The organism is Alkalinema pantanalense CENA528, assembly GCF_050753345.1.
GTDB classification, from domain to species: domain Bacteria; phylum Cyanobacteriota; class Cyanobacteriia; order Leptolyngbyales; family Leptolyngbyaceae; genus Alkalinema; species Alkalinema pantanalense.
Genome location: NZ_JBLZFX010000006.1, coordinates 82,597 through 103,035, shown reverse-complemented (window position 1 = coordinate 103,035; position 20,439 = coordinate 82,597). Strand labels below are relative to the sequence as shown.

14 protein-coding genes are annotated in these 20,439 nt (G+C 49.9%); 7 read left to right on the top strand and 7 right to left on the bottom strand.

Annotated features, from left to right (window positions below):
• The first annotated feature begins 64 nt into the window (after window positions 1–64).
• The 4 genes from fusA (at window position 65) to ACN4EG_RS03810 (ending at window position 4,768) form a co-directional block, all read left to right on the top strand.
• Entirely contained in the window at window positions 65–2,188 is a 2,124-nt protein-coding gene (fusA, locus tag ACN4EG_RS03825; RefSeq protein WP_431627862.1) for an elongation factor G, read from the top strand.
• Window positions 2,189–2,210: 22 nt separating this feature from the next.
• A complete protein-coding gene (gene tuf / locus ACN4EG_RS03820) occupies window positions 2,211–3,440 on the top strand; it encodes an elongation factor Tu (protein ID WP_431627861.1) in 1,230 nt (409 codons plus the stop codon).
• Between the two features lie 172 nt (window positions 3,441–3,612).
• Entirely contained in the window at window positions 3,613–3,930 is a 318-nt protein-coding gene (gene rpsJ, locus ACN4EG_RS03815) for a 30S ribosomal protein S10 (protein WP_018399487.1), read from the top strand.
• 184 nt (window positions 3,931–4,114) lie between these two features.
• On the top strand, window positions 4,115–4,768 hold the full coding sequence (locus ACN4EG_RS03810) for an LON peptidase substrate-binding domain-containing protein (RefSeq protein WP_431627859.1): 654 nt from the start codon (window positions 4,115–4,117) through the stop codon (window positions 4,766–4,768).
• A 73-nt stretch (window positions 4,769–4,841) separates the two neighbouring features.
• On the opposite strand, the gene pheA is transcribed toward ACN4EG_RS03810, so the two are convergent.
• Window positions 4,842–5,696: a prephenate dehydratase gene (gene pheA / locus ACN4EG_RS03805; RefSeq protein ID WP_431627858.1), complete on the bottom strand. Its 855-nt coding sequence runs from the start codon at window positions 5,694–5,696 to the stop codon at window positions 4,842–4,844.
• A gap of 259 nt (window positions 5,697–5,955) precedes the next feature.
• Here pheA and ACN4EG_RS03800 point away from each other — a divergent pair, with 259 nt between their 5' ends.
• A complete protein-coding gene (locus ACN4EG_RS03800; RefSeq protein ID WP_431627857.1) occupies window positions 5,956–6,522 on the top strand; it encodes a DUF1997 domain-containing protein in 567 nt (188 codons plus the stop codon).
• A gap of 32 nt (window positions 6,523–6,554) precedes the next feature.
• Here ACN4EG_RS03800 and ACN4EG_RS03795 read toward each other — a convergent pair whose 3' ends face one another.
• The 4 genes from ACN4EG_RS03795 to ACN4EG_RS03780 form a co-directional block, all read right to left on the bottom strand.
• Window positions 6,555–7,199 carry a ribonuclease HII gene (locus ACN4EG_RS03795; RefSeq protein WP_431627856.1) on the bottom strand — a complete coding sequence of 215 codons (645 nt, stop codon included), beginning with the start codon at window positions 7,197–7,199 and terminating at the stop codon, window positions 6,555–6,557.
• Window positions 7,200–7,613: 414 nt separating this feature from the next.
• Window positions 7,614–9,791, bottom strand: coding sequence for a ribonuclease E (gene rne / locus ACN4EG_RS03790; protein WP_431627854.1), 2,178 nt, complete (start codon window positions 9,789–9,791; stop codon window positions 7,614–7,616).
• 481 nt (window positions 9,792–10,272) lie between these two features.
• Window positions 10,273–12,954 (bottom strand): TIGR03960 family B12-binding radical SAM protein, encoded by a 2,682-nt coding sequence (locus ACN4EG_RS03785; RefSeq protein ID WP_431627853.1) that lies wholly within the window; start codon window positions 12,952–12,954, stop codon window positions 10,273–10,275.
• Between the two features lie 312 nt (window positions 12,955–13,266).
• Window positions 13,267–13,602, bottom strand: coding sequence for an STAS domain-containing protein (locus ACN4EG_RS03780; RefSeq protein WP_431627852.1), 336 nt, complete (start codon window positions 13,600–13,602; stop codon window positions 13,267–13,269).
• Window positions 13,603–14,903: 1,301 nt separating this feature from the next.
• Here ACN4EG_RS03780 and ACN4EG_RS03775 point away from each other — a divergent pair.
• Both ACN4EG_RS03775 and bchI read left to right on the top strand, forming a co-directional pair.
• Window positions 14,904–16,139, top strand: a complete 1,236-nt coding sequence (locus tag ACN4EG_RS03775) for an LL-diaminopimelate aminotransferase (protein WP_431627851.1) — start codon at window positions 14,904–14,906, stop codon at window positions 16,137–16,139.
• Window positions 16,140–16,397: 258 nt separating this feature from the next.
• Complete coding sequence (bchI, locus tag ACN4EG_RS03770; protein WP_431627850.1) at window positions 16,398–17,465, top strand: magnesium chelatase ATPase subunit I; 1,068 nt, start codon at window positions 16,398–16,400, stop codon at window positions 17,463–17,465.
• 45 nt (window positions 17,466–17,510) lie between these two features.
• Here bchI and urtA read toward each other — a convergent pair whose 3' ends face one another.
• Together urtA and ACN4EG_RS03760 are read right to left on the bottom strand one after the other, a co-directional pair.
• Window positions 17,511–18,884 (bottom strand): urea ABC transporter substrate-binding protein, encoded by a 1,374-nt coding sequence (urtA, locus tag ACN4EG_RS03765; RefSeq protein ID WP_431627849.1) that lies wholly within the window; start codon window positions 18,882–18,884, stop codon window positions 17,511–17,513.
• Window positions 18,885–19,007: 123 nt separating this feature from the next.
• Entirely contained in the window at window positions 19,008–20,399 is a 1,392-nt protein-coding gene (locus ACN4EG_RS03760; protein ID WP_431627848.1) for a TIGR03279 family radical SAM protein, read from the bottom strand.
• Between the last annotated feature and the right edge of the window lie 40 nt (window positions 20,400–20,439).

Genomic DNA, 20,439 nt, shown 5'->3' with positions numbered 1-20,439 from the left:
ACGTATAGAATCTTTACAGCGTCTTCCCTGACGCTATCCCTATCCAACGATCGAGGAGGTAACCGTGGCTCGTACCGTTCCGCTCGAGAGAGTACGAAACATCGGAATTGCTGCCCATATTGACGCGGGCAAGACCACCACAACGGAACGGATTCTGTTCTATTCCGGTGTGGTTCACAAAATTGGCGAAGTGCACGATGGTGCTGCCACCACTGACTGGATGGAGCAGGAGAAAGAGCGCGGTATTACCATTACTGCGGCTGCAATCAGTACCCAGTGGACTCGGCGCGATCCAGAGCAACCGAATAAGCCAGCTGAAGGTGCACTAGAACACAAGATCAACATTATCGATACCCCTGGGCACGTAGACTTCACGATCGAAGTTGAACGTTCTATGCGGGTTCTTGATGGTGTGATTGCAGTTTTCTGCTCCGTTGGCGGTGTTCAACCCCAGTCTGAGACGGTGTGGAAACAAGCCAACCGTTACAACGTTCCCCGGATTGTGTTCGTCAACAAAATGGATCGAACCGGGGCTGACTTCTACAAAGTCTACGGTCAGATCAAGGATCGGCTAGGGGCAAATGCAATCCCCATGCAGATTCCGATCGGGGCTGAAGATAACTTCAAAGGCATCGTGGATTTGGTGCGTATGAAGGCATACATCCACAAAGATGACTTGGGTAAGGAAATCGAAGTCACCGATGTGCCGGATGATCTGAAGGATCGAGCTGAAGAGTTCCGTGTGCAGCTGATTGAAGCTGTCGCCGAAACGAGCGAAGATCTGATGGAGAAATACTTCGCGGGTGAAGACTTCTCCGTTGAAGAAATCCAATCAGCCGTTCGTCAAGGCGTGCTGGATGGCTCTATGGTTCCGATGTTCTGTGGTTCTGCCTTCAAGAACAAAGGTGTGCAGCAATTGCTGGATGCAGTCGTGGATTACATGCCTGCTCCGATCGATGTAGCAGCTATCCAAGGAACCTTGCCCGATGGTTCTGTGGCTGAGCGTCCTGCTAGAGATGATCAACCGCTAGCTGCGCTTGCCTTCAAGGTAATGACTGATAAGTTTGTAGGTCGTTTGACCTTTGTGCGGGTATACTCTGGTGTCCTTAGCAAAGGCAGCTACATCTACAACACCAGCAAAGGTAAGAAGGAGCGTGTTTCCCGTCTCATCGTCCTGAAGGCAGATGAGCGAATTGACGTAGATGAGCTTCGTGCTGGTGACTTGGGTGCAATTCCCGGTTTGTCCGATACCTTGACTGGTGATACGTTAGCTCCCGAAGGCGATAATATTGTTCTGGAATCCTTGTTTATTCCTGAGCCAGTTATCTCGGTAGCGGTAGAGCCGAAAACCAAGAGTGATATGGAAAAACTTTCCAAGGCGCTCAAGGCTCTTTCTGAGGAAGACCCCACCTTCCGGGTGAGTATTGACTCTGAAACAAACCAAACTGTGATTGCAGGGATGGGTGAGCTGCACTTAGAAATTCTCGTCGATCGCATGATGCGGGAATTCAAAGTGGAAGCCAATGTTGGAGCACCTCAGGTGGCTTACCGAGAAACGATCCGGAAGCAAGTTCGTGCGGAAGGCAAATTTATCCGTCAGTCCGGTGGTAAGGGGCAATACGGTCACGTTGTGATCGAACTTGAACCGGGTGAAGTAGGCTGCGGCTTTGAGTTTGTCTCGAAAATCGTCGGCGGTACAGTGCCTAAAGAATATGTCAATCCTGCGGAAGCGGGCATGAAAGAAGCCTGTGAATCAGGTATTCTCGCGGGCTATCCCCTGATTGATGTGAGAGCAACGTTGGTCGATGGCTCCTACCACGACGTTGACTCTTCGGAAATGGCCTTCAAGATTGCTGGTTCCATGGCAATCAAGGAAGCCGTGATGAAAGCTTCTCCGGTTCTCCTCGAACCTGTGATGAAAGTTGAGGTCGAGGCACCGGAAGAATACCTGGGTACTGTGATGGGGAACTTGATTTCCCGTCGCGGTCACATTGAAGCCCAGGGTGTGGAACGGGGCACTGCAAAGGTAGTGACCAAGGTTCCATTGGCTGAGATGTTTGGGTATGCGACAGACATCCGGTCTATGACGCAAGGTCGAGGTACCTTTACAATGGAATTCAGCAACTACGAGGAAGTGCCTCGGAACGTGGCTGAGGCCATCATTGCGAAGAACAAAGGGAACGCATAATTTGCAAGAGGAACTGTAGAAAATGGCACGCGAAAAGTTTACACGGTCTAAACCCCACGTCAACATTGGTACCATCGGTCACGTTGACCATGGTAAAACCACCCTGACCGCAGCAATCACCTCGACCTTGGCTGCTCTGGGTCAAGCTGCTGCTAAGAAGTATGATGAAATCGACGCAGCCCCCGAAGAAAAGGCTCGTGGTATCACCATCAATACTGCTCACGTGGAGTACGAGACTGCAAGCCGTCACTATGCTCACGTGGATTGCCCCGGTCACGCAGACTACGTGAAGAATATGATCACGGGTGCTGCTCAGATGGATGGTGCGATTCTGGTGTGCTCTGCAGCAGATGGCCCTATGCCTCAAACCCGTGAGCACATTCTGTTGGCTCGTCAGGTGGGTGTTCCTCGTCTGGTCGTGTTCCTCAATAAGAAGGACATGGTAGACGATGACGAACTGCTGGAACTGGTGGAACTGGAAGTTCGTGAACTGCTCAGCTCCTACGACTTCCCTGGTGATGATATTCCTATCACAGCGGGTTCTGCTCTGAAGGCTCTGGAGCAAATGCAGGCTAACCCCAAAACCCAGCGGGGTGAAAATGAGTGGGTTGACAAGATCTACGACCTGATGGATTCCGTGGATGACTACGTTCCCACCCCTGAGCGGGAAGTGGACAAGCCCTTCTTGATGGCTGTGGAAGACGTATTCTCTATCTCTGGTCGTGGGACGGTTGCTACTGGTCGGATTGAGCGGGGCATGATTAAGGTTTCCGAGGAAATCGAAATCGTTGGAATCCGTGATACCCGGAAGACCACTGTTACCGGGATTGAAATGTTCCGGAAACAACTGGAAGAAGGTCAAGCTGGGGATAACGCGGGTCTGTTGCTGCGCGGTATCAAGAAAGAAGATATCGAGCGTGGGATGGTATTGGCTAAGCCCGGTTCTATCACCCCTCACACCCAGTTCGAATCCGAGGTTTACATCCTCAAGAAGGAAGAAGGTGGTCGTCATACGCCGTTCTTCCCTGGTTATCGTCCTCAGTTCTATGTGCGGACAACCGACGTGACCGGTACAATCAATGCGTTCACCGCTGACGATGGTACTACTGCGGAAATGGTGATGCCTGGTGACCGGATCAAGATGACCGTGGAATTGATCAACCCGATCGCCATTGAGCAAGGGATGCGCTTTGCTATCCGTGAGGGTGGACGTACCGTTGGTGCAGGTGTTGTATCCAAAATCCTCAAGTAGAATGACTTAGGGTCACTGGGGGAAATTGATAAATTTCCCCCAGTGATTTCTGTGATTCATTCTTGGTGATTTTCCTTCTTGTTCTCAGCGTTGACCTTAGCATTGATCACCAGTTTTGTTATTTCAGCGCTGAATGTGATCTGAACCTTGACAATATAGACAGGCATTTTTAATGGCAACGATTCAACAGCAAAAAATCCGGATTCGTCTCAAGGCATTTGATCGCCGTCTTCTGGATACCTCCTGCGAAAAAATTGTAGATACTGCGAATCGCACTAATGCAACTGCGATCGGCCCCATTCCCCTCCCGACTAAGCGCCGGATTTATTGTGTCCTTCGCTCTCCCCACGTAGATAAGGACTCCCGTGAGCATTTTGAAACGCGTACCCACCGTCGCATCATTGATATTTACCAACCTTCGTCTAAGACGATTGATGCGTTGATGAAATTAGATTTGCCCGCAGGGGTTGATATTGAAGTTAAGCTTTAATATCTCAATTGACGGATTCATGATTTGAAAATCATGGTTTGCAAAACGGCTCTTACTCAAGTGGAGTAAGAACCGTTTTTTGTGCATTTTCGGTCGATGTTTGGTCATCCTTACATGACTGAGTAACTCAATCGGATACATTAAGAAAAGTAAGAAACGTTTCTCATCATCCCTATCAATTCCCATGGCTTTCTCTTCGATCGCGGTTCGTGAACTCCCTCTTTTTCCATTGCCGGGACTAGTGCTTTTTCCGGGACGGCCACTCCCGCTGCATATTTTTGAGTTTCGCTATCGCATCATGATGAATACGATTCTTGAAACCGATCGGCAATTTGGGGTGTTGATGTGGGATCAGGTCAAGGGTGAGCCTGCATTAGTGGGTTGTTGCGCAGAAATCGTTCAGTTTTATCGTCTCCCTGACGATCGCATGGAAATCTTGACCTTAGGCCAGCAACGATTTCGAGTCTTGGACTATGTTCGCGAAAAACCTTATCGTGTTGGTCTGGTGGAATGGTTAGAAGATGAACCGACCCAACAGGATTTGCGGCCTTTAACCCAAGAAGTGGATCAACTTTTGCGGGATGTTGTTCGTCTATCGGGTAAATTGACTGGAGAAACGATGGACTTGCCGGATGACCTACCTACAACTCCGATCGAGTTGTCCTATTGGGTAGCGAGTAATCTGCGGGGGGTGCCAGAGGAACAACAGGGGCTCTTAGAAATTCAAAACACAGCAGCCCGGTTAGAACGGGAAATCGAAATTTTAGCCTCGACGCGCAAACATCTGGCGGCAAGAACCGTTTTGAAAGATACTTTGGGGGGCGATTTCCCAAATTAGTATGATTCTAAGTATTAGCGATAGAAGCCTGTGCAAGCCATAGCCAGCAAGCATTTGCCCTATGGTTAGGAGATCATTTAGAGGCTTCCGTATAATTTTTGAGGTCATAGCTGCCAAACAGTTTGACGGTCTCAGCTTGGGCCATGAGTGCCCGCAAAGCGGCTTTTGTGATGGGATCTCTCGCATCGGCTTCTAGGTCGAGGAAAAACAGATAATCCCCCATCGATCGCTTACTGGGGCGTGATTCAATGCGGCTGAGGTTGATTTCTCGATCGGCAAAAATTTGTAGCATTTTGAGCAGGCTCCCCGGCCGATTAGCGGCAATGCTAAATGCTAAGGAGGTATAAGTTCCTCCAGGAGAGTCTTCGCGACTGAGGACTAGAAATCGAGTTTGATTATCTGGGTAGTCATTGATAGGACAGGCTAAAATTGGCAGCTTGTAGAGTGCCGCAGCGCGTTGGGAGGCGATCGCGCCGATCGTTGGCTTTTGGCTGAGGGTCGTTAAGGCTTCGGTTGTGGAGTTAGTCGCTTGAGCTTGGGCTTGGGGGAGATGGGTGGCTAACCAGTGTTGGCATTGGGCTAGGGCTTGAGGATGGGAATAGACAGTCTGAATTTCACCGATCTGCTGGGCACAGGAAATCAGCGCATGGTGGATAGGAATGGTCAAGGCATGCTGAATTTGTAACTGATCAAGCTGCCATAGGGTATCCATTGTCATCGTGACACCGCCTTCCACCGAATTTTCGACGGGAACGATCGCCAAATCGACTTGGTTCTGGGCTACGGCTTGGAGGGTTTGGGCGATCGTGGGATAGGCCGCTAAAACAGAAGCTTGACTACGGTCTTCTTGGAGCCAGGTTTGAAAGGTTAGGGCTGCCATTTCAGCATAGGTGCCCGTAGGGCCAAGGTGGCCAATCGTGACTTGCATATTATTAATTGATAGTTAAGAGAATTTCTGAGGTCAGCTAAAGGCGTTGGTCAGCCAAAACTGTGGGTCAGTGGAAGGCAGTGGATCGGTAAACCTGCAATTTAAGAAAAACTGCAATTTATGAAGGTAATCCAGATGGGGTACCTGACTATCCTATACTTCAGTGAAAATCCTGAGAAAGCGGTTTCATTTTCTAAAATTGAATTAAGTGCAACTTGAAAATCCGTAAATCTCTGGTTCCCTTCCTCCATTTTTGTCTATGGATACTTGCTTCGCCTCCTCTCAAACCATTGATCTTCGCGTTCCCAGTCAACCCATTCCGATTCACTCCTATCTTCGCCAATCTCAGCGTTTAGTCTACTCCCTCGCCACGCCCGATCGTGTAACCCAATTTGACGATGAGTACTACCAATTTCGGGTGGCTCCGTTGAATTTTATGAACCTGAAGTTGAAGCCCGTGGTGGATCTACGAGTCATTACGACCGATCAAGGACATGTCACGATCAGTTCATCTCGATGTGAATTGCAAGGCTTGGAACTCTTTCGCGATCGTTTTCAGTTCAGTTTGGAAGGAGAACTCTACCCGGTCGTGATGCAGGGAGAAACTGTATTGAAAGGTCAAGCAGATTTGATGGTGGGTGTGGATCTGCCGATGCCCTTTAAGCTGATGCCGAAATCCCTCATTGAAGCAACGGGAACTGCTTTGTTAAATAGTATTCTACTAACGGTAAAGCAACGTCTTATGATGCAGCTCTTACAAGATTATCAAGACTGGGCAATCCACCAACAGGCTGAACTAGCGCTGATAAACAGAGGGCGGCAATAAGGAATCCTTGACAGTCTATATTCCTTGACAGTCTATATCAAGCTAGTCTGGATCGACCTATTCTGCATTGCTGCCTGCACAGGAGCATAGCTTTTGCGGTGCCAAGGTGTAATCCCCAAGGTTTGTAGTGCCTCTCGATGGTGCTTGGTTCCATACCCAGCATTTTGTTCCCAGCCATAGCCGGGATAACGTTGTGCCAGACGTTGCATGAGCCGGTCACGTCGTACCTTTGCTACGATCGAGGCACAGGCAATGCTGTAAGAAAGAGCATCTCCATGGATGATGGTGGTTACATTGCCGAGATCGGCCCGGTGGATTTCTCGTCCATCAATCAAAGCATGTTCCACGGGCGCAACCCGCGACAGTGCCCGTTGCATGGCTAGGTAGGATGCCCGTAAAACGTTCCATTGATCAACCTCTTCCACCGAGGCCATGCCCACTCCCAAAGCGATTGCTTGAGCTTGGATGTGGGGTAACAACTGAATCCGTTTGGCCGCAGAGACTTGTTTAGAATCGCGCACCCCTGGAATCGGGGTCACTCCTGGCGGCAAAATGATGGCTGCTGCAACGATCGGCCCTGCTAAGCACCCTAAGCCTGCTTCATCAACTCCTGCAACGCGCAGTAATCCTGTTGTCCAAAAGCCCTGCTCTATGGTTAGCGTTGGATCCTGTACCATCTAGATTCTCCTCCAGCTTTCCATTCAACGCCATCTAATAAATGCTGACTGAGTATAAATACTCACTGAGGTTAGCGATTAAATATTAGCGATCAAAATAATGGTTGAAATACTGTTATCGAAAGGCCGTGATTGAAGTGTTGCTATTGCGATATTGCCCATCGAAAGGTTCCGTACCGCCTTTGTGCTGATACCTTTGTGCTGATACCTTTGCGCTGTTATGCAAGACATGATGCAAAATGTGATTACACGGTTTAGCGTTTTTGTATTTTAAGCCCATAGGTTAAGTGACACTTCCACGGAGTAGAAGTGTCACTTAGTTCAACTCAATTTAACCCAATATTGCCTGAGAAAGATTCCCTGAAAAAGCTTGGAAAACCAAAGCTCTTGGCAATGGTAAAGCCCGGATATCAATTAATCTTCTTCTAAGACTGCTGAGGAACGGCGGCGGCGGCGGCGGATTCGACCGTCGTTATCAGAACTACGATCGTCAGAACCTTGTTCAAAATTGCTGGGTTCCTCCATGGGAGCACGCGAAGGTCTAGAGAATCCAGAATCACTGGCAAATGATTCATCTTCGCTGCTTTCCTCTAGAGCTGTCATCGAACTTGCCGCAAATTTTGCAGTGGCAACCTCCAACTCCTCTCCTTCTTCGTAATCACTGATCGGGGTAGCGAAAGTTTCGGGTACAGGGGGCGCTTCTCCCGGCAAAAAAACAGAAATTAGAGCTGCTTTCGGGTTTTTAACCTCCTGAGGCGAGAGGATGAGGGGAGACACTCCCATCAAAGCATAAACTTCCTGTTCCTCTTCGGTCATTTCCACATGCACAATTTCTGGGGGTTCAGTCGGGAAACGATCGCGGCGACTGCGACTGCGACGTTCTTCTCGCTCCGGACGTTCTCCGCGCTCCGGACGAGCTTCTCGAACGGGAGATTCTTCTACAGGGACAGGGCTTCCATTGCCTCGGGCGAGAGATGGCATGGGTGATCCAGTTCCGATCGGGTAACGACTGGATTCTTCCCAAGGTGTAGCTTTTGTCGCTAGAGAGTCTTTAGGTGACGGTTCTTTGCTGAAGGGTTCTTTGCTAAAGGTCTCTTTGACAAAGGGGTCTCCTGGACGACGGCGACGGCGACGGCTCCGACCCCGTTCTTGGTAGCTGGGATGGTGCAGTAGCTCTAAATCCCCTTCGTTGGATTCAGTCTCAAATTCGTCAAAGTTAGGACGGGGAGCTTCGTAGCTTGGCTGGGGCTCGCGACGAGACTCGGCCCGACGGGTTTCGCTCCCACGATCGATACGATCGCGGGGCTCTGTCGCAGCTAGACGTTCCACAGCGGCTAGATCGATCGCAGACACCCCTTCACCTGGTAGCTGAGCCGTTAGCCCCAATCCAGCACAGGTATGACAGGGTTGACCGAAGAGTTCGTAAATATTTTTCCCTTGGCGCTTACGCGTTAACTCAACCAAGCCTAGTTCTGTTAATTGAGCAATTTGGGGTTTCGCCTTATCAGCCCGGAGAGCTTTATTAAAGTGTTCCAGCACTTGCAACTGGTCGCGACGGGATTCCATATCGATGAAATCCACCACAATTACCCCTGCAATATTTCGTAGGCGTAGCTGACGAGCAATTTCTGTTGCTGCTTCGCAGTTGGTCCAGAGGACGGTTTCGCGGGCCGTTGCCGATCGGGTGAAGGAACCGGAGTTGACATCGATAACGGTTAACGCTTCGGTTTTTTCAATAATGATGTAGCCCCCGGAAGGCAGATCCACGCGAGGTTTCATGGCTTCGCGGATGGCCGCATTCACCCGGAAATATTCCAGAATCGACCCCCGATCGCGGTGCTGATCAATCAACACGCCTTGGGGGAGTTTACCGCCCCCCCAATTGGTCAAGTGTTGCTTAACCCGTTTCAGGCCGGGAACCGAGTCCACAACGATGCGGTTGACATCGCCGCTATAGACATCCCGTAAAACCCGTTGTACAAAGTCATCATCTCGGTTCAGCAAAGCTGGAGCACGGGTAGACGTAGCTTCCTGCAAGACGTTTTCCCACTGCCGTTGCAGCATTTCCAAATCTTCAATGATGGCTTCTTCCGGTACGCCGTCGGCTTCGGTGCGTACCACCATTCCCATGCCAGCGGGTTTAATCAAAATCGCTAGGGCACGTAAACGATTGCGTTCATTCTCATTGGTAATGCGGCGGGACAGGTTCACTCCCCGTCCATTGGGCATCAAAACCAAATAGCGACCGGGAAGGGAAACATTTCCCGTGAGCCGAGGACCTTTACTGCCCGTCGGTTCTTTCATTACCTGCACTAGTACTTTTTGCTGCGGTGCCAGTAACTCTGTGATTGACCCCGCCGATCGCTTGAGCCGTAGGGGACCTAGATCGCTGACATGGATAAACCCATTTCGTTCAGAATCCCCAATATTGACAAAGGCTGCATCAATGCCGGGAAGGACATTTTCAACAATGCCGAGATAAATATCACTGACCTGATGGGTTCCCGTTGCAACGATTAGTTCTTGAATCTGATCTTCTGCGAAAACAGCCGCAATGCGGTGTTGTTCTGCAATAACAATTTGCTTTGACATTCAACTTCCTCAAATTTGGCGTCGATCAGCCCCTCCGAGGATCGTTCACTTCTGGTGGATGGCTGAATTCAGCGCGAATCGATTTGGAAATAAACCAAAAAATAAACCTTGAGGTGAGTGGACAGGATTGCAACTGGGTTTCCGAAACATCTCAAGAAAACCCCCTTAGCTTGCAACCGACTTCCAGCGGGAAGCTAACGATCGCTCCAGAAATCAACCAACTTCAACCTCACGAGTTGGATCGGCGCATTTCTATAGAAGGTGTAAAAAACCTAAGCTTATCGGAGATTGTTCTTGGTGACAAAATCACATCCAGCAGCACCTAACAGGGACGATCCGTCCACAACAATCTCTATTGCAAAGCATTATAGCTTGTCGGGATCATTCTGCCACGCACCATCCTTAAAAATCTTGACACAAACTGAAAAAGGGCATACCACCCTATCCGTCATACTGATCCCAGCTAACTGCTTCAGGAATTTCAACGAGGTGCTTCAGGAACCGCTTCAGCCAATTCTAATTGCACTCGATGAATCCGAGTTAACCTTAGGGGCTGCGCTATCACCCGTTCTAGCAAAATCCCCATTTCGTGGGGACGCAGCATGGTGCCATCGTTCTTGCAACTGCCCAGATAGCGCAGTGTGGCTCCTGTTCCATTCGCTGAAACGAGCTCTAATTCAAACAGCCGATCGCGGAGGTTTGTGGGAATCACCTTCCCAGACTTGGTTGTGCGATCGATCCAGCATTCAGACTGAGCGAGTACCTGTTGTACCCAGTTGGCCCAATCCTCTGGTTGAGGAATGCGTTCAGGTTGAGGGATGACTTCCTTTGGTTGGGCGTCATCTTGCTTTTCTGGCTTTTCAGACTGGGTTGCAAGTTCCACTTGAATTTGATATTCCGCCCGTTCCAGTAAGGCTGTTGCGGAAGGTTGGGTCAAATCCACCGCTTCGACTCGGTAGACGGGAAGATCAGTCGGTAACTGCGCCACGAGGCGCTGGCGAAAGTCTTCAACCTCGATCGACTGAGCCAATTCAAAATCAACAATTTCCCCGGAGCTGGTATGCCCTAGGGATAGCGCATTGGCGGGCATAATTCGAGGACTGGGGTGAAAACCTCCCGTAAAGGAAATTGGCAAACTGGCTCGCCGCACAATCCGATCGAATAATCTTAATAAATCTAAATGACTAACTAAGGCCATATCCCCCTGCTTGCCATACCAGACCCGCAGCCGTTGCACTCGCTCTTGATTGGGCTTGAAGTGTCCTTCGAACTGAGGAATTGCCGGGGGAGAAACAACCACGTTATGGCCAAAGTCCACACTGCATACCCCACAGTGGGAACACCCCTCAAAGGAACAATCGGGAACAACGGCGGCTTCTAGGGCCCGTTTGAGGTCGTCGTGTAGCCATTGTTTATCAATGCCTGTATCTAAGTGATCCCAGGGGAGGGGCTTATGACAATCGGGCAGACGGTAGCCGCCAATATCTTCATCGGCGGCAAAGATGTTCCATTCCCCGTCTTCGACTTGGCGATATTTCCAGTCCAGTCCGGCTTCCGCGATCGCCTGGGTCCAAGCTCCAAAGGCTTTATCCAAGCTTTCCCACCAAGCATCCATGCCGGCCCCCAGTTCCCAAGCCCGTCGCACAACGGCAGATAAGCGGCGATCACCCCGTCCCACGAAGTCTTCCATGGCGGAAATGCGGACATCGGTGAAGTTTGCCTTAATGCCCCGTAGTTCTCGGAAGGCCGATCGGAGTAACTCCTGTTTACGGGTAAATTCCGTGGTGGAAACGGAGTGCCACTGAAAGGGCGTATGGGGTTTGGGGGTGAAGTTGGAAATGGTGACATTGAAGTCCAGCCGTCGCCGTCCTCGGGCAGAACATTCCCGGCGCAGCCAGTCCAGGGTCTCTACAATTCCCAGGACATCAGCATCGGTTTCCCCCGGTAGACCAATCATAAAGTAGAGCTTGACCTTGTCCCAGCCCTGTTGCCACGCGGTTTTGACTCCGCGCAGCAGTTCCTCATTGGTTAGTCCTTTATTAATAATGTCTCGTAGCCGTTGGGTGCCTGCTTCTGGGGCAAAGGTAAGGCTCATGGGCCGATTGCCACCTAGGATATTGGCAATATTTTCATCAAACCGATCGACCCGCTGACTGGGTAGTGATAGGGAAATATTTTCGTCCTTGAGTCGATTTTTAATTTCCATGCCCACCGCTGGCAGGGCAAGGTAGTCGGAGCAACTTAGGGAGAGCAGGGAAAATTCGTTATAGCCTGTTGCCCGCATGCCTTCTTCGATTGCTTCAATGACAGCCTCCGGGGCCACGTCTCGCGCTGGACGGGTTAGCATTCCGGGTTGGCAAAAGCGACAGCCTCGGGTACAGCCTCGGCGAATTTCGACCGTTAGTCGATCGTGAACCGTCTCCATGTAGGGAACTAGACCGATGGAATAGGCAGGAATGGGAACAGCGACACGACGCAGGATTTTCTGGGGTACGTCCGATCGGTTGGGTGTGACCGAGCCATCTGGAGCCATGTCATAGAACTGGGGGACATAGACACCAGGCACTTGAGCTAGATCCAACAGTAATTTTTCCCGACTAAGGCCAGCCTGCTTACCTTCTTCCAAAACCAGCCCAATTTCCGGTAGTAATTCCTCTCCATCCCCTAGAACGATGAAATCAAAGAACTCGGCGTAGGGTTCTGGATTTGAGGTTGCTGTTTGTCCCCCAGCAAAAATCAGGGGATGGTCGGTGCCATTCCGTTCCTGCCAAGTGAGGGGGATACCTGCCAGATCTAACATTTCCAGAATATTTGTTGCCCCCAATTCATAGGACAAACTGAATCCCAAAATGTCAAACTCAGTCAGTGATCGTCGAGACTCCACCGCGAACAAAGGGGTCTGGGTTTGGCGCAACTTCTCGGCTAGATCCAGTGCGGGTAAGTAGGCTCGATCGCACAATTGACGCGGCTGGGCGTTGATAATGCTATAGAGAATAATGTGGCCGAGGTTGGATGCTCCCACCTCATAGACCTCAGGATAGGTCAGGGACCAACGGACGATCGCAGTATCCCAAGGCTTATGAACTGCGCCAACTTCATTGCCCAGGTAGCGGGCAGGGCGCAAAATTTCAGGGGTCAGCAAACTTTCAACGGCAACAGCCACAGCAAAACCTTTCCCAGTACAAGAATTCTGATCTAGTCAAGTTTTCAGTATACGAGGATTTTGGGATAGGGCCATGACCCTAGGCTGCCTAGAAGATGGAGAGAAGTCTGAGAAGGGGGAGATCAGAACGTATCCATCAACTTACAGTAAAGCGCCCAGACAGAAACAGAGTTGGTAAGGTTGAGAAAATTGGGAGCGCCTAGTCCCTTGCTAAGATAGCTGCGTTCAAACTACGTTCAAACTGCAAAGGATTCTAGGCGCTCAGTCTGGTACGCATTTTGCGTTGACTATGCTCAACTCTAAAGCGGCACGTTAGGCAGCCATTGCCTCAAAGGTTGAGGGGTGCTCAACAATTTCAAAGGCCCGATCCAACTGGGACAATTCAAAAATAATTCGGATGGGTGCAGGCAATGAGCAAAGGGTAAACCGTTTGTTTGCTTTTTGGGCCAAGTGGAGTGTAGATACAAGCGCCATCAAGCCTGCGCTATCGAGAGAGTCAACTTGACTCATATCCACAACCAAAGCATCACAATGATTAGAGAGAACCGCTTGGGTCAATTGACCATGGAGTTCTGATGCGGTGGCTGCAATCACAGGTCCTTGGGGACGAATTACAGCTCCTTGGGGACGGGTGAGCACGCTCTGCATAATGAAACCTCTGGCTAGATTGCTTGGAGAACTTAAATCTGAGGATGCTATCGACGATAACTTCAGTGTCTGGTAGAAGGCCAGTTACAGAAGGGGATTTGTCCAAATCTTTATTGGATAGTTTGCAATCTTGAAATTTCAGTAAGTGATATTTCAGAGAACTGTATTAAAAAACACTTAATTCACCCCTAGCCTTAAGTCATCCCCTAATAAGTAAGGTGGAGAGCCTTCCTAAATTCATCGATTTATCCCTTTATTGTTAAAAGCAAAAACTGTAAAATTCATCACTCAATTAGTGATGAATTTTACTTCTTTTAACGGATGGGTTAGAAGAATAAAGGTTGAAAGGATGTTTGACTGGAGTGCTACAAAACTCTATTCAACAGCTTACTTAACATCTTGATCGCGAGCGGTATCAGGTTAGCCTTGACAAGTCTAAAATTTAGTCAACTTGTTCCTCAAAGCAACTGATAAATGCAATCCATTAATGAATCAATTCACTCAGTGAATCAAGAATCGGTGGAAAAGTCGAGCAAAGTAAATTCCAGAAAAATACCGGGTTTTTAACCACTTTTTCCCAAAAGCATTTTTCATAAATTAATAGTTGTCGTTGGGATTAAGTCACCTTGCCTTATTAGGAGTAGGCACAGTATCAAGCCACAGTATTAAGCCACAGTATTAAGCCAATTTACAGTCTCGGGTGATTGGATGGGGCAGTGATGATTTTTCTAGGTGATAAGAATCACGATCGAGATCACCCCGGATCACGCAGTCTTGCAGCCTATCATCCGATGATTTGGAAGTAGGCGTTGAAGGTGCGAACTATGACGATTCGGCGACTCGTAGAAGAGGCCCTCTATACCAAGTGTTTAACTCCTTATATCGAGAATGCTATCAACTTAGAACTTTCTCGACTGGGGTATGTCTCAGACGTGGATTATGAAGCTCTAGAACTCTTAATGGAAGAGCTGGACGCAGGACGCATCAAGTTGATACCTAGTTTCTAACCTGATTGCGTTTGTCAGATACCTTGGGTTACAGGCTATACCCCAGTGCCCGCTTGGTGATTGGCTTGCTGGGGGGCAGAATTTGTAACTCGGGATCAATCTCCGCTCGGGATAAATCTCTACAGAAAACTCAGATCATACTTGCTGATTCAGAATTCTCTACTCAGTTCTAGGATTGACTAGCCTGTGTTCACGATCGGCCCGCTCCAAGATTGTCCGCTTAGGTTCGATCGACTGTTATTTCGGGGAAGTCTTGGCGCTACACTGTCCTAGTGACATCTGTAGCGTACCCCAATGGCTAGAATTAACGACAATTACCTTAAGTTAAAAGCGGGTTATCTATTCCCTGAAATTGCCCGTCGGGTCAATGCCTTTGCCGAGGCTAACCCGGATGCCAAAATTATCCGTCTTGGCATTGGCGACGTTACCGAACCCCTGCCCCAAGCCTGCCGCGATGCCATGGTCAAGGCCATTGAAGATATGGGCGATCGGGGCTCCTTTAAGGGATACGGCCCGGAACAGGGCTACGAATGGTTACGAGAGAAAATTGCCCAGCAGGACTTCCAGTCCCGAGGTTGTGAGATTGACGCCTCAGAAATCTTTATCTCCGACGGCTCGAAATGTGATTGTGGCAATATTCTTGACATTTTTGGCGACGATAACAGTATTGCCGTCACAGATCCGGTTTATCCCGTCTACGTGGATACCAATGTGATGGCGGGTCACACGGGCGAAGTCAACGAAAAGGGCGAGTATGGTGGACTGGTCTATTTGCCCATCTCGGCGGATAACGGTTTCACCGCAGAGATTCCTGACTATAAGGTGGATCTGATTTACCTCTGTTTCCCCAATAATCCCACTGGGGCTACTGCGACCAAAGAGCATTTACAAGCTTGGGTCAACTATGCCCGTACCCATGGGTCGATCATTCTCTTTGATGCGGCCTATGAAGCGTTTATTCAAGATCCGTCCCTGCCCCACTCCATTTTTGAAATTGACGGGGCGCGGGACTGCGCGATCGAGTTTCGATCGTTCTCCAAAAATGCAGGCTTTACGGGAACCCGTTGTGCCTTCACCGTCGTGCCAAAGAGCTTGAAAGGTCAGACCAAAGATGGTCAAACGATCGAACTCTGGGGGCTGTGGAACCGTCGCCAATCCACAAAATTCAACGGCGTTTCCTACATTGTGCAGCGCGGAGCCGAAGCCGTGTACTCCCCGGAGGGACGGGCGCAAACCCAGGCTCTGATTAGCTTCTACATGGAAAATGCCCGCATTATCCGTGAGCAACTGACTGCCGCTGGGATCCAAGTCTACGGCGGTGAGAATGCGCCCTACGTATGGGTGAAGACCCCGAATGGTCTATCTAGCTGGGACTTCTTTGATAAGTTGCTGCAAACCTGCAACGTTGTCGGAACACCGGGTTCGGGCTTTGGGGCTGCGGGCGAGGGCTATTTCCGCATTTCTGCCTTCAACAGCCGTGCCAATGTGGAAGAGGCCATGAAGCGGATTACGGAGAAATTTAAGGTCTAACCGAGGCGAGTTTTACCGAGGGTATTAGTTTTACCGAGGGTATTAATTATAGCCAAGGCGTCAGTCTTGAACCAAGGTATAAGTCGCAATCTCGGCTAACGTCTGGGCGGTGATAAGGCCAGTTATCCCAGCGTTATTTTTGCAGGGTAGGGGCGATCGTCCCTACCTCAATCAGGACAGCCCCGCCCGTTCCAGCAATGTGAGAGAATAGGGAACGCAAAATAAACGACCTTTAACTCCTGTACTAGAGAAAATCCTGTGGTATTTACTCCTGAAGCCCCAACCCAAACCCGTCGTCGTGCCGTGTTTCCCTTCACCGCCATCGTTGGTCAGGAGGAAATGAAATTGGCGCTGATCCTCAATATCATTGACCCCAAAATTGGTGGGGTAATGATTATGGGCGATCGCGGTACGGGAAAATCGACGACGATTCGTGCCTTGGCGGATTTGCTGCCGGAAATTGAGGTGGTAGCAGAGGATCCGTTTAATAGCCACCCCAGTGATTTAGAACTGATGAGCGATGAAATTCGCCAACGGATCGATCGCGGTGAATCCGTAGCCCTGGCCAAGAAAAAAGTCCAAATGGTGGATCTGCCCTTGGGGGCAACGGAAGATCGAGTTTGTGGCACGATCGATATTGAAAAAGCGCTTTCAGAAGGGGTCAAAGCCTTTGAACCAGGTCTGCTGGCCAAGGCAAATCGCGGTATTCTCTACGTGGATGAAGTCAACCTGCTGGATGACCACTTGGTGGATGTGTTGCTGGATTCAGCTGCCTCCGGTTGGAACACTGTAGAGCGGGAAGGCATTTCCATCCGACACCCAGCCCGCTTTGTCTTAGTGGGTTCCGGTAACCCAGAAGAAGGAGAATTGCGGCCCCAATTGCTCGATCGCTTTGGGATGCATGCTGAAATTCGTACAGTCAAGGATCCGGAACTGCGAGTGCAAATTGTGGAACAGCGCACCGAATTTGACGCCAACTCTGCCCAGTTTTTGGTGCAATACCAAGCGAAGCAGGATGAGTTACAGCGGCGGATTGTGGAAGCTCAAGAGCGTTTGAAAGGGGTTTCGATCGACCATGAACTGCGGGTCAAGATTTCTCAGCTCTGTGCCGAATTGGATGTAGACGGACTGCGGGGCGACATTGTGACGAACCGCGCTGCGAAAGCACTGGCTGCCTACGAAAGTCGGACGGAAGTGACGGTGGATGATATTCGGCGGATTGCGCCTCTGTGTCTGCGGCATCGTCTCCGGAAGGATCCTTTGGAATCGATCGACTCTGGTTCTAAGGTCACTAAGTTAATCGATCAAGTTTTTGGCGTTGCCTAGCTTTTGGCGTCGTTTAGTGCCAAACTACCGTTTTTTCTGAAAATCCTAGGACATCTCATTATGAGTGTCCTTTTTTGTTTTGAATTTGCCTCCTTTTTTGGGATCTGTCCAGTCACAAGCGTACCCTTTGGTCGCAGCAATTGCTTGACTCCAGGGAACAGGCGCGATCGGCCCTGTAGATCCGTAGACAATGTTGAATAAGCCATCCGATCGCACTTTACCAATGTAAAACGGCTTAGAGAGATGGTGGTTGCGGTGGATGGTGACACGTCCCATGGGAGATACCATTGTCTGGCCAATGGTGGCCCGTCGAATGGCTTCTAAATCCTTCGTTGTTCCCGCTTTTTCGACGGCCTGTTTCCAGAGATAAACCGCTGTGTAGGCCGAGGCTATGGGATCATTCAAACGGCGATCGGATCCGTATTTGCCATGGAAGGCTTTGACAAATTTCTGGTTGGCTTCGCTATTCAGGGTTTGGAAATAGTTCCAGGCTGCGTAATGGCCCATGAGATATTCTGAGCCGATCGCTGCGACTTCCTCTTCGCTAATAGTGAACGACAGGACAGGATAGCGCTTTGGCGTCATGCCCTGCTGTTTGAGGGCTGTGAAAAGTGCAATATTAGAATCGCCATTCAGAGAATTCAAAATGACGCCCCCCTTTGGCATCGCCTGACGAATTCTGTGAATGATCAGATCCACATTGGCATCACCTAACGGTAAATATTCCTCTCCGATATAAGTCCCTTTTTTCGCCAAAATTACAGTTTTGAGAACTGTATTGATCACCCGAGGATAGACATAGTCCGACCCGACAAGAAAACAGGTTTGTCCTGGAAAGGTTTTGAGCATCCAATCGACACTCGGTTCCACCTGCTGGTTAGGAACGGCTCCCGTGTAGAAGAGATTTTTAGAACATTCCTGTCCTTCGTAATAGACGGGATACCAGAGCATAGAATTTTCAGTTTCAAATGCTGGCAATACTGATTTACGGCTAGCGGAAGTCCAACAGCCAAAAATAGTCAGCACTCGGTCTTGGCGAATTAGTTTTTGGGCTTTTTCTGCAAACTGAACCCAATCTGAAGCCCCATCCTCAAGAATCGGTTCAATTTCTCGGCCTAAAATGCCGCCTGTTTTATTAATTTCTTCAATGGCTAGTAATTCGGCATCCAAGGTGCTTTTCTCCGCGATCGCCATCCTGCCACTAAGGGAGTGAAGCAGGCCGATCGAAATTGTCTTATTGGATCCCGTGTTCGATCGCGGGTTAGATCGGACGGGTTGGAGATCGGGGGCTGGGCTGGGTGGGAACGATCGCGGTTGGGAAGCAGGCCGGGGCGGAATGCCAAAGGCCGTTAATCCTGCACCTGCAATCGTCCAGCCTACCAGTTGCAGAAACCGTCGCCGTTGAAACCGTTGTCCCATAGAAGTGCTCCTGAGCGATCACCTAAATCTGCATTTCACTCTACGATCGGGTACTGGTTGCGGCGTGGTTTATTACAAGGCTGTCAAGCTATTTAACGTTCAGTCATGTTGAAAGCCTGCAATTTACCCAACTCCGGCGGGGGCTGCTGGTGCTGAAACTCCACCCTCGATCGCCTGTTCCAGATCCAAATCGGCACAGGTTTGCACCAAACCATCGGCTCCATCCACAATCCAAATCCGGGTCTGCAACTGTTTGGCCACCTGCTCCACAGTCATATCATCCAAGAAAAGGGTGGAATGCAATTTCAGCATTAAAGAGGGTAAAAGAATCCCATCCCCGAAGTTTTGTCCCCGTAGCCGCTCCACGATATCCTGTCCCGTCAAGAGTCCTGTCACGGTAATGCTCTGTCCCCAATAGTGGCTATTCAGTGCCGCTAGGGTTACTTCTAGGTTCTCCACTTGATTCAACCGTTGCAAAATTGGCTGAAACGCGAGTTCCACGGCATTGCCCACGATCCAGGTTAAGCGCCGAGGCCGATCGATCTGGGCTGGCAGTTTGCGTGCCTGTTTTTCAAAATCCTTGAGGAATAAGCGAATCGACCCCACACCATTGCCAATCTGGGGATAGTCCTCATAATGCTTTTCTGCCGGTACTTCCATCCCCGCAATCAAAAACCACTCATCGGCCAACCAAGCAAAGGTCGAACCCAATTCTTTCTTGAACTGCTGCTGTAAGGCTTGAACCTGGTGGATCACTTCCTGGGCTTTTTCTGGCGATACGGGAATCAACTCATCCTGGTCGGGCCGAAAGCGCGTCAAGCCTACGGGGACAACGGCAGCGGAGAGGACTGCGGGAAAGTCGCCCCGGTGAAATTTGGCTAAATCCGTGAGGGTGCGTGTCAAGTGTTCACCGTCGTTAATCCCAGGACAGAGAACCACTTGGGCATGGATTTGTAACTCGTTTTGCTCAAACCAAGCCAACTGCTCCAACAGTAACCCTGCCCGTGGATTTTTCAGGAGCCGCGATCGAACCTCCGGTTCTGTGGCATGGACGGACACATACAGCGGCGACAAGCGCATTGCCGCAATCCGATCCCATTCCCGTTGGGGCAAATTTGTCAGCGTCAGATAACTACCGTAGAGAAAGCTCAAACGGTAGTCGTCATCCTTGTGGTACAGGGTTTCTCGCTTGCCCGGAGGCTGCTGATCGATAAAGCAAAAAGGACAGCGGTTAGTGCATTGAATCAGTGCGTCAAACAGAGCGGTTTCAAACTCCAACCCGAGATCTTCGTCATAGTCCTTTTCAATTTCGATCGTGTGGGCGCGGCCTTTACGATCGAGCACTTCCAATTCAAGATATTCATCCGCGCAGAAAAATTGGTAATCAATCAAATCGCGGGGTTTCTGGCCGTTAATCGCCACGATCGCATCCCCTGCCTCAAAGCCAATTTCCGCTGCGATCGACTCGGGCAAGACCTGACTAATAATTGCAGGATGGATCGTAGACTCACTCATGGCAATAACGGCTGCTGACTTGAAAGATGGGTTCGTCCTT